At 57.4% G+C, this 10,697-nt stretch carries 9 protein-coding genes; 4 read left to right on the forward strand and 5 right to left on the reverse strand.

Annotation, left to right across the window (positions count from 1 at the left end; all coding sequences use genetic code 11):
* Nucleotide 1: 1 nt before the first annotated feature.
* From gspE to gspC, 3 genes are all read right to left on the reverse strand, one after another.
* Complete coding sequence (gene gspE, locus SB13_RS08840; RefSeq protein ID WP_026740001.1) at nt 2-1,501, reverse strand: type II secretion system ATPase GspE; 1,500 nt, start codon at nt 1,499-1,501, stop codon at nt 2-4.
* Nucleotides 1,498-3,588, reverse strand: a complete 2,091-nt coding sequence (gspD, locus tag SB13_RS08845) for a type II secretion system secretin GspD (RefSeq protein ID WP_235202395.1) — start codon at nt 3,586-3,588, stop codon at nt 1,498-1,500. Before gspD ends, gspE begins: the two co-directional genes overlap by 4 nt.
* A 43-nt stretch (nt 3,589-3,631) precedes the next feature.
* A complete protein-coding gene (gene gspC / locus SB13_RS08850) occupies nt 3,632-4,441 on the reverse strand; it encodes a type II secretion system protein GspC (RefSeq protein WP_026740003.1) in 810 nt (269 codons plus the stop codon).
* 284 nt (nt 4,442-4,725) lie between these two features.
* Between gspC and gspB the strand changes: the two genes are divergently transcribed.
* The gene (gspB, locus tag SB13_RS08855; RefSeq protein WP_026740004.1) at nt 4,726-5,217 is read left to right on the forward strand and encodes a type II secretion system assembly factor GspB; all 492 of its coding nucleotides are present in this window, start codon (nt 4,726-4,728) and stop codon (nt 5,215-5,217) included.
* Here gspB and gspS read toward each other — a convergent pair.
* Both gspS and alaC read right to left on the reverse strand, forming a co-directional pair.
* Nucleotides 5,214-5,597, reverse strand: a complete 384-nt coding sequence (gspS, locus tag SB13_RS08860) for a type II secretion system pilot lipoprotein GspS (protein WP_026740005.1) — start codon at nt 5,595-5,597, stop codon at nt 5,214-5,216. The two genes, gspB and gspS, sit on opposite strands and share 4 nt — an antisense overlap.
* A 107-nt stretch (nt 5,598-5,704) precedes the next feature.
* On the reverse strand, nt 5,705-6,940 hold the full coding sequence (gene alaC / locus SB13_RS08865) for an alanine transaminase (RefSeq protein ID WP_026740006.1): 1,236 nt from the start codon (nt 6,938-6,940) through the stop codon (nt 5,705-5,707).
* Between the two features lie 676 nt (nt 6,941-7,616).
* Here alaC and dgcN point away from each other — a divergent pair.
* From dgcN to SB13_RS08880, 3 genes are read left to right on the forward strand one after another with little or no spacing between them, the layout of a single operon-like run.
* Entirely contained in the window at nt 7,617-8,618 is a 1,002-nt protein-coding gene (gene dgcN, locus SB13_RS08870) for an N-acetyltransferase DgcN (protein WP_026740007.1), read from the forward strand.
* Entirely contained in the window at nt 8,615-9,595 is a 981-nt protein-coding gene (dgcA, locus tag SB13_RS08875) for an N-acetyl-D-Glu racemase DgcA (protein ID WP_026740008.1), read from the forward strand. The genes dgcN and dgcA overlap by 4 nt, the downstream gene beginning before the upstream one ends.
* Nucleotides 9,596-9,636: 41 nt before the next feature.
* On the forward strand, nt 9,637-10,497 hold the full coding sequence (locus SB13_RS08880; RefSeq protein WP_026740009.1) for a D-amino-acid transaminase: 861 nt from the start codon (nt 9,637-9,639) through the stop codon (nt 10,495-10,497).
* Nucleotides 10,498-10,697: the final 200 nt, after the last annotated feature.

The raw sequence follows: 10,697 nt of genomic DNA on the forward strand, positions 1-10,697 counted from the left end.
CTCATTCCGCCCTTGTCACGCGCACCACCTCGTCCCAGGTGGNAATACCGGCGATGACCTGCTGCAGGCCGCTCTGTCGCAACGATCCCCAGCGTTCGCCCAGCCGTTGCGCAATCTGCTGTTCCCCTTCCCGCTGGTGAATCGCCGTTCGAACGTCGTCGTCGATGGGCAACAGCTCATGTATCGAGGTTCGCCCGCGATAGCCTGTTTCATTACAGGCAGGACAGCCCCCGGCCCGATACAGCCGAGCGCCGGGCGCAATCCCCATCTGCTGCGCCTGTTCAGCGCTGACCGTGTAGGGCTGGCGACAGTCCTGACACAGTGTTCGCACCAGCCGTTGCGCCAACACGCCGAGCAGGGACGTCGATAACAAAAACGGCTCCACGCCCATATCCGTCAGGCGGGAGAGCGCGCCCAAGGCGCTGTTGGTATGCAGCGTCGACAGCACCAGATGCCCAGTCAGCGAAGCCTGCACGGCGATCTGCGCCGTTTCGCCGTCGCGGATTTCCCCCACCAGCACAACGTCCGGATCCTGACGAAGGATGGCGCGCAGCCCGCGCGCGAACGTCATGCCAACCTTGGTGTTCACCTGTGTCTGGGCGATCCCGTCCAACTCATACTCGATGGGATCTTCCACCGTCATGATGTTGCGCTCGGTGGCGTTGAGGCGGCTGAGCGCGGCATACAGCGTGGTACTTTTCCCCGAGCCTGTCGGCCCGGTCACCAGAATGATGCCATGCGGACGGTGGATTAACTCGTCCACCTCTCGCTGGTGCGCGGCGCTCATGCCCAGCGCGGCCAGATCCAACCGCACGCTGTCTTTGTCCAGCAGGCGCAGCACTACGCGCTCCCCGTAGTTGGAGGGCAACGTCGAAACGCGCACATCGATGGCGCGGCCGCCGATGCGCAGCACCATGCGTCCATCCTGAGGCACGCGTTTTTCAGCGATATCCAGCTTCGCCATGACTTTGATGCGAGACACCAACAGCGGCGCCAGCTGACGCGGCGGGCGCAGGATTTCCCGCAGCACGCCGTCGATACGGAAGCGGATCAGCAGGTTTCGTTCGTAGGTCTCAATATGGATGTCGGAGGCTTTGTGCTTGATCGCCTCCGTCAGCATGGCGTTAATCAGGCGGATGATCGGCGCGTCGTCGTCCGCATCCAGCAGATCGTCGCTGTCCGGCAGTTCTTCGGCCAGCGTGTAGAAGTCGATATCGTTGCCGATGTCTTCCATCAACTGCTGTGCGGCGGCGGAGTCGCGCTGATAGTGCTGCACCAGCGCCCGCTCGAACTCCGCTTCGCTGAGGCGGCTCACGTTTAATGAAACGCCCGCCACGCGTCGGGCTTCCAGAAAAGCATCGGGCTGCGTTTCATCAACGCAGAAAACCTGCGCCGGCGCCTGCTGCTGCTCTTCCTGCAACAGCAGTATTTTATGGGTGCGGGCGTAGGCGAACGGCAGGACCGGATGACGTCCTGAAGCCGCAACGTCCTGCACGCTCATCGCCCCTCCCGGGCATAAAACGACGAGATGGCCGCCTGTACCTGACGGAAGACCATCGTGTCTCCGCCAGCGGGCAGACGCAGCGTGTCGTTATCCAGCACTACGCCGCTGGCGCGCGNGGCGCCACGCTGCTGCTGCTGCTCCTCGTTGAAGGCGCGGTATTTGTTTATTGTCGCCGTCTGATACTGCATGCCGTCGCGAATAATGGTCGGCCGGAGAAACAGCATCAGATTACGTTTGGTCACCTGGCGGCTTTTGGAACGAAACAGATTGCCGATCACCGGAATATCCCCGAGGAAAGGCACTTTGCTGTCGGTTTCCAGCGTAGTCTTGTCGAGGAGTCCGCCGACCACCACGGTTTCGCCGCTTCCCACCAGCACCGCGTTGTTCACCGTGCGAGTGTTAAACGTCGCGCCCAGACTGCTGGTGCTGCTCGACGAGGAGTCCGCCACGCTGGAGACCTCCTGCGCGATCTGCAACAGCACGGAGTCGCCTTCGTTGATCTGCGGTTTGACCTTCAGCTTGATGCCGACGGTTTTACGTTCCACGGTAGTAAAAATGTTGTCCGCCGAGGTCGTCTGAGAGCCTGAGAGCACCGGCACTTCCTGCCCGACGTTGAAGGTGGCTTCCATGTTGTCCAGCGTGACGATGCTGGGCGTCGCCAGCACGTCGTTTTTGGAGTTGCTGGACAGCGCCGTTAGCAGCATCGACCAGTTGCCCTGATAAAACCCGGCGGCAATCCCGCTGAAACTGCTGAGCACGCTGGAGTAGCTACTGGTTAGCGTGCCGTCGGCGCGATACTGATCGGAGCCAACCATGGCCGTCGAAATCGGCATACCGGTGCTGGTGAACTGCGTCATGCCCGCCCGCTTGTTGGCCCACTGGATGCCGAGATTCAAACCGTCCGCATCCTGCACTTCGGCGATAATCGCCTCCACCAGCACCTGAGGACGACGGATATCCAACTGGTCGATGACCTGTTCCAGGTCGCTCATGATGTCGGGCGGCGCGGTGATAATCAGCGCATTAGTCTGGTCATGGGCGCGGACCGTGACCTCTTTCCCCTGAATCATGATGGTTTTGCCGCCCGAGCTGCCGCTGGAGCTGAAAGCCGAGCCAAAACCGAGACTGCTGCTGTTGGACGAAGAACTGTCTTCGCTATTCGAGGAAGACGAGGAGGAGGAAGAACTGCTGCTGCCGCTGTTCTGGGTACTGTGCGACGTATTGGGAGTGCTGGAGCTATTACGGCTGCCGCTGGTGCCGCTTCCCGCCAGCACTTCCAGCAACTCGACCGCCTTGGCGTATTTGAGGTAGATGACCTTGGTGCCGCCCTGCACCACCTGCTTACGGTCGAGCTGACGGATCATCTGCACCGCGCGCTGACGCGACTTCTCTTCTCCGCTGACAATGACGGAATTGGTCCGGCTGTCCGCCACCACATTGGCCAACATGCTGCTCGGCAGCGCATTTTTTTCGTCGGTCTTATTAAGATTGTTCACCAGCTTGACCATATCGTCCGCCGACGCAAAGCTCAGCGGGACCGTGACCATTTCCCGTCCGCCTATTTTCTCCACCCGTGCGACGATCTCCATCATATGCTTGACCACCGCCGCGCGGCCGGTCATCAACAGCGTGTTGGACGGTTCATAGTGGACGACGCTTCCCGCCCCGGCGCTGTCGTTCAGCTGGCGCAGCAGCGGCGCCAGGTCGCGCGCGGCGACGTTATTGAGCGCGACCACGCGCGTCACGATTTCATCGCCGTGGCCCGGCTGCTCATCGCTGGCCAGCGGGATGGCGGAGGTTTTCGCATCTTTGGCTCTCACGACCTTCAGGACGCCGTTATCCTGCGGAACGACGGAAAACCCATAGACGTCCAGCACGCTGAGGAAAAACTGGTAATACTGCTGTTCGTTCATCATGTCGTAGCTGCGCACGGTAATGGTGCCGCGCACGCTGGGGTCGATAATGACGGTTTTATTCAGGTTTTTACTGACGGTATTGATGAACTCCTGAATGTCAGTTCCTTTGAAGCTGGCGGAAAACTCCGCGCCCCAGCACCAGCAAGATGCCAACAGCAGCGAGCCGATTGCCGCTCGCTCCCATCGTTTGATCACTCCTTTGCTCCGCACGTTACTCTTCGCCCCCAATTTCCATGTAGATATCTTGTTGTTGCCCTTCACGTTCGACGGTCAGGGTAAATGTGTGAATTTCCGGTATCCGCTCCATGGCGGTTTTCGCCTGCGCTTCATCACGCAAGTCCAGTCCGTTCAGCGCGATAATCACATCGCGATCCTGCAGTCCCACCCGGTAAAAGACATCGGGATGCCGACCCGGCGAGATACGATATCCACTCAATTTGTTGCCGTTAATCAGCGGCGCGAGTTCAAGGTAGTCGCTAATTGGAGAGGAAGGCCGCGGCTGGAGCTGCTGCAGGGCAGCCGTATCGGTCTGGGACTCTTCGCCGCCCGGCTGTTCGTACAACCGCAATACCTCATGACGGCCTTGATAGAGCAGAACCACGCTGTCGGCGTGGATGGCGACCAGTTTGGCGTCGTCGTCGGGCAGCGACTCGTTGGGGCTACAGCTGAACTGTTGGTTATCTTTGCTGAAGATGGCGATCGAATGCGCGGCATCCTGGCTCAGTAATACGCCCGTCAGCGACAGATGCAGGGAAGAAAGCGGTAGCGCATCGGGATGTTCAACTTCCGGATCGGGAGCGGCCGCTTTTTCCGGTGCGACGCCAAACAGAGAGTAGTCGTTGGGGAGATCGAGAGAAGAAGGTGGCTGAGGTGTCGCCGATCGCGCGACGACCGGTAGCGGCGCCGGATCACGGTGTTGAAACAACGATGCCATCTGCAGAACGGTCAACAGCAGAAACAGCGCCAGCAGGCCCCGTCTGAGCGTCCGTGGCGTCAGCGATGGCAATTTTACTTTATCCATGAGAAACATTATCCCTATGCCTTGGCAACGATGCCCGACCCATCCATCAAAGCCGTTTAGGCCCTGCAGTCGCCTCTCAGGCAATCCATTCCCCCGAGAAAAAAACGGGTATATGATGCCACGAACAACCGAATTAAGGAACGCCCCTCTGAGCGTTCTCCCACGCTATATCGGGATTTTAATCTCGATATGCGAGCCTTCGCGCAAATCCGTCAATCCGGGAATCCCGGCGCTCCCAAAGTGAGTGAGAAAGGAAGCTATCGCATGATATTTAAGGAAAAAATGTGGACAGCGCACCGGAAGTAACCCCATCGTCCCCGATTTCTCGAGGCTATGTCATTCCTGGTTATCTGCTGGTCCTCTACGCCCTGCTGCTGTTCGCGCTGGGATGGTTGGGGCATCAGCGCTGTCAGGAATTTCGCCAGGCGACAACGCCTCCGCCTCACACCGCCACGGCGCCGCCCAGCCACGCAACAACTTTGCCCACCGCCAGCGCCGCGCCCATGCCGGCCGCCCCTTCGGCGGACAACAGCGAATTGCCTGCCTTCACCTACAGCGCACACGTGTTTACGTCGGAACCGGAGCGGCGCAGCATCACGCTGAACAACCAACGCTATCGTGAAGGCGATAGCCCGTTTGGCGGCGTGGTGATCGAACAGATTCAGCAGGATGTCACCGTGTTCAGCGTCAACGGCGAGCCTTTTATTCTGGATGCGCTGGAAGACTGGCCGGGAGGAAAACCAGAATCTTCCGAGAACAAACCGCCGTCACCCTAACCGCGAATGGCGCTAAGGAATGGAGAGACGGACAGATTAAACGCCGAGCACTGTTGATCTTTCGGCGTCCCGTCCTTCAGGAGTCCTTCATAGAGCGTGTCGCTCAGCGGCGGCAACATTTGAAACCCACTGACATCCCATCCCTTCTTTTCACCCTGACGCAGCGCGCCGCGCATGAGCGTATTGTCATCTGGCAAATCGCTGCGGTTACACTGCGTGCGCAGATATTTTCCGGCGGCAACCAACGACGCGAGCTGGTTGATTTGCTCATCCTGAGTGGCTCTGGCGTTCGCGGAACGNGACGGAGAAGATGACTGGCAACCGGCGATAATCAGGCAGCAGAAGGTGAAACCGATGATATGAAGCGAAGAGAAACGCATGACTTGATTCGTCCTTTTGATAAAACATCCGTGAGAAAAGCCTGCACCGCCGTCGTCTACCGATGAGACGAACGGCGGGTGCCCGGCTTTTCCGATAAGGCTAAGAGCTAGGCGCTATGGCCGTGTTTTTTCTGCGACGCAGGCAGAATGCCGTCCGCGCGGAACATGGATTTGATGCCCCTGACCGCCTGACGGATACGATCCTGATTTTCGATAAGTGCGAAACGAACGTGGGTATCGCCGTAGTCGCCGAAACCAATCCCCGGCGATACGCACACTTTGGCTTCCGCCAGCAGTCGTTTAGCGAACTCGAGAGAACCCAGATGCGCGTACGCTTCCGGTATTTTCGCCCACACGTACATCGACGCTTTCGGCTCGTCGACCATCCATCCTGCTTCGTGGAGCCCGCGGACCAGCACGTTGCGGCGCTGACGGTACTGCTCCGCGATATCGCGCACGCACTGTTGGTCGCCTTCCAGCGCCGCAATTGCAGCCACCTGCAGCGGCGTGAACGTGCCGTAATCGTGATAGCTTTTGATCCTGGCCAGCGCATTCACCAGCTCGGGGTTCCCCACCATGAAACCAATCCGCCATCCAGCCATGTTATAGCTTTTGGACAGGGTAAAGAACTCTNCCGCGATATCCTTGGCCCCGGGCACCTGCATGATGGAAGGCGCCTGCCAGCCGTCATAGACGATGTCGGCGTAGGCCAGATCGTGCACGACCAGCACGTCATATTGTTTCGCCAACTCCACGACCCGCTCGAAGAAGTCCAGCTCGACGCACTGTGCCGTCGGATTGGAAGGGAACCCCAGAATCATCATCTTGGGTTTGGGGATGCTTTCGCGGATAGCGCGTTCCAGCTCGTTGAAGAAGTCAACGCCGTCCACCAACGGTACAGAGCGAACCTGCGCACCGGCGATCACCGCACCGTAAATATGAATGGGGTAGCTGGGATTGGGCACCAATACCGTGTCGCCATGATCGAGGGTTGCCAGCATCAGATGCGCCAGCCCCTCTTTGGAGCCGATGGTGACGATGGCTTCACTCTCCGGGTCGATATCTACCTGATAGCGGTCGGCATACCAGCGCGATATCGCTCTGCGCAGACGCGGAATGCCGCGAGAGGTCGAATAACCGTGCGTATCTTCGCGTTGGGCGACCGTACAGAGTTTTTCAACAATGTGCGGCGGCGTGGGGCCATCGGGATTTCCCATACTGAAATCGATGATGTCTTCGCCACGGCGACGCGCAGCCATTTTCAGTTCAGCGGTAATGTTGAAGACATAAGGGGGAAGACGATCAATGCGCGAAAAACGGCGCGGAGAGTTACTATCAGCCATAAATACCTCGTAGTCACGTAAGCGCCCGGACCGTCCGAGCGACGTATTGACCCGCGAGCGAGTCAGCCCTCACGCTATCCCAGTTTCCGGGCGCTGTCGATAAGCTCAACGTAAAAATTTGACGCGCCTTCCACTCTCAAGCGAAACGACCAATAACCGCTGCCCCCCCACCCCATCGAGACAAACGAGTAGACTTCCCCTTTTATTTCTAGAGATATTCATTGTCTAAGCATACGTAGAAGGAGCATCAAAAAAGGAGCATACCGACGTAAATAGCTGACTTCTTTATTACCAAAGCAGAGCCGATATTGCATTATTTTGGGGCCCAACAATGCGTCATTATCACCAAAATAGCGCAGTCGAAAAGAAAAAATAAAAACACTTAAAAAACAATGAATTAAAAAATAAATAATAAAAACACTGTCTGATTTTTTTATTAAAAAAACGACAATTCCAAATATAAAAAATTATCGATATTTAATTTCAATAAAAACGTATAAATAAAAATTTAACACCAGGAAATCACCACCAAGATAGATATAAAAACTGATTGAACCCCTGCATTGACAACAATATAACTCTCGTTATTATCGATTAAACAGACACACCTTCTCGCCCCAAAAACGCATATCGCATGATTAATGACTGACGCCTTAATTTAATTCGAGGATGTACGATGGATATCAAAAAGCCTTATTTGTTATTTCTGGGTGATGCGCACGATCAGCTGGCTGCAAAAGTGGCCATCGGCATCAAGCAATGGCATCCCGAATATTGTGTAGGCCAGTTTCGTATGGAGGGGTGTCACGCGGACTGCCAACTGCCCGATATGGACATCGCGACGGCTCGCGCCGCCGGAGCGCAAACGCTGGTGATCGGCGTCGCCAACCGGGGCGGGATCATTTCCGACGCGTGGATAGCCGTATTGAGCGAAGCGCTGGAAAGCGGTATGGACCTGGCCGCCGGGCTGCATAACCGCCTAGCCGACGTCCCTGAACTCAGCACGCTGGCGGCCAAGCTGGGAAGAAACCTTTACGACGTTCGCCATCCAACGCAAACCTTCCCGGTCGCCAACGGTCGCAAACGGACCGGCAAACGGCTGCTTCCGGTCGGCACCGACTGCTCTTGCGGCAAGATGTATACCGCGTTGGCGATTGAGAAAGAACTGCTGTCGCGCGGCGAGAAGGCGACTTTTCGAGCTACCGGTCAGACCGGCATTCTGATTAGCGGCTCAGGCGTTAGCATCGACGCCGTGGTGTCTGACTTCACCGCCGGCGCCGTCGAGGNGCTGGCTCCAGCCAATGACGCCGATCACTGGGATGTGATCGAAGGTCAAGGATCGCTATTTCATCCGTCCTTCGCGGGCGTAACCACCGGCATCATTCACGGCGCTCAGCCGGATGCGCTGGTGCTGTGCCACGAACCAACGCGTAAAACCATGCGCGGCGTCGACTATCCGATCCCCGATCTCGCCGCCTGTATGGCGCTGAATTTATCGATGGCGCACCTCACCAATCCCAATGCGCGTTTCGTCGGCATCTCCGTGAATACCTCGGCGTTGGATGAAGCCGCCGCGCAAAAATTCATTACCGAGACGGAAAGTAAATTCGGCCTGCCGGTGGTCGATCCCTTCCGACAGGGCGTTGGACGCATCGTTGACCAGTTGGCTAACCTATGACAGAACTTCACGTTTCTCATGAAAGCTGGCCGCTGCAAGGCACCTTTACTATTTCGCGCGGCAGCAAAACGCAGGCCGATGTCGTTGTCGTCGCGCTGAGCGCGGGCGGTGCGACAGGCTATGGCGAGTGCGTTCCCTACGCGCGCTACGGCGAGTCCATCGATAGCGTAATAGCGCAGATCCGCTCGCTGGAGGACGATCTCCGCAACGGGTTGGATCGGATAGCGCTTCAACGCCGCCTGCCTTCCGGCGCGGCGCGTAATGCGGTCGACTGCGCCTTTTGGGACCTGGAATGCAAACAATCCGGACAGCGAGTCTGGCAGAGACTGCCGTCATCGGCGCCCAACGCGCTTGAAACCGCCTATACCTTGTCGTTAGATACGCCGGACAACATGCGTATAGCGGCCAAGAAACAATCCGCCAGACCTTTGCTGAAGCTAAAGCTGGCGGACAAAGACGATTTGGCGAGAGTAGCCGCCGTACGTGAAGGCGCCCCTGCCGCGAGACTTATCGTCGACGCCAACGAGGGCTGGAACGCCGAGCTTTATCTGAAACTGGTGCCCGAGCTGGCGGCGCTGGGCGTGACGATGATTGAGCAGCCGCTGCCCGCCGGACAAGACAGCGAGCTGGAGGTGTTGCCGCATCCTATTCCCATCTGCGCCGACGAATCCTGCCATGACTGCGATTCCCTCAGCGGCATCGCCGGTTACTACGACATGATCAATATCAAGCTGGATAAAACCGGCGGGCTGACCGAGGCCATGCGCCTGCGCGCCGAGGCCCAGAAAGCGGGCCTGCAGATTATGGTCGGCTGCATGGTCGGCACGTCGCTGTCTATGGCGCCAGCCACCGTTGTAGCGCAAGGCGCTGAGGTGGTCGATCTGGACGGCCCATTGCTGTTGCAACGCGACCGTGAAAATGGTCTGCACTATGATGGCAGTATCATCGCACCACCTACGGCGGGACTATGGGGCTAACGCATAAGCTGCGCCAAATGACGAGTTAGAGGAGTGTTGTAATGCAACGTCTTGTTTATGTTGACGGCCGCTATGTGCAAGAACAGGAAGCATCTGTTTCCGTGTTCGACCGCGGTTTTCTGTTCGCGGACGCCGTTTATGAAGTCACCGCCGTGGTCAACGGCAAATTGGCCGAATTCGATGGTCACATGACCCGACTGCAGCGCTCTTGTCGGGAGCTATCGTTGACGCTGCCGGTCAGCATTGAAGAGCTGAAAAATATTCATCAGGCCTTGATCGAAAAAAATCAGATGCAGGAAGGCGCTATCTACCTTCAGCTGACGCGCGGCAATGCGGGCGATCGCGATTTTCACTTCCCCGGTGCCGACGTGAAATCGACGCTGGTCCTGTTTACCCAGGCTCGACCGGTGCTTGAAAATCCGGTGGCGGAACGCGGGCTACGGGTCGTGACCTGCCCGGACATTCGTTGGCATCGTCGCGACATTAAAACCGTCAGTCTGCTGGCGGCCTGTCTTGCAAAAGAGTTTGCCCACGCGCACAACGCGGAAGACGCCTTTATGGTGGAGAATGGTTTTGTGACGGAAGGAAGTTCATGCAACTGCTACATTGTGCTGCACGATAATACGGTGGTGACCCGCCCTCTCAGTAACGACATCCTTCACGGTATCACCCGCAAGGCTATTTTGCAGTTGGCCGAGCAGGATGGCATCCGACTGGAAGAGCGGCTATTCACGCCGGAAGAGGCCTATCATGCCAAAGAGGTTTTCATCAGCTCAGCCACCACGTTCGTTCTTCCGGTAGTGACGCTTGATGACCGAACCATCGGCGACGGCAAGCCTGGCCCGATTACGCGTCGCCTGCGCGAGATCTACATCGAGATGGTCAAACAGCAGACGCGATAAATGCCGCCTGTACCAGGTAGTCTTTGAAGCCGACAGATGACCCTATTGCGTATTGTCTGTCGGCTTACTCTTTCCCATCAGTCCCGACATCAGCACATCAGCACATCAGCACATCAGCACATCAGCACATCAGCACATCAGCACATCAGCACATCAGCACATCAGCACATCAGCACATCAGCACATCAGCACATCAGCAC

The sequence above is a fragment of the Lonsdalea quercina subsp. quercina genome, from assembly GCF_000688695.1.
GTDB classification, from domain to species: Bacteria; Pseudomonadota; Gammaproteobacteria; order Enterobacterales; family Enterobacteriaceae; genus Lonsdalea; species Lonsdalea quercina_D.

Coding starts and splice junctions, on each gene's coding strand:
- gspC (WP_026740003.1), bottom strand. CDS start 4,441: ATGGATAAAGTAAAATTGCCATCGCTGACGCCACGGACGCTCAGACGG.
- dgcA (WP_026740008.1), top strand. CDS start 8,615: ATGACAGAACTTCACGTTTCTCATGAAAGCTGGCCGCTGCAAGGCACC.
- SB13_RS08880 (WP_026740009.1), top strand. CDS start 9,637: ATGCAACGTCTTGTTTATGTTGACGGCCGCTATGTGCAAGAACAGGAA.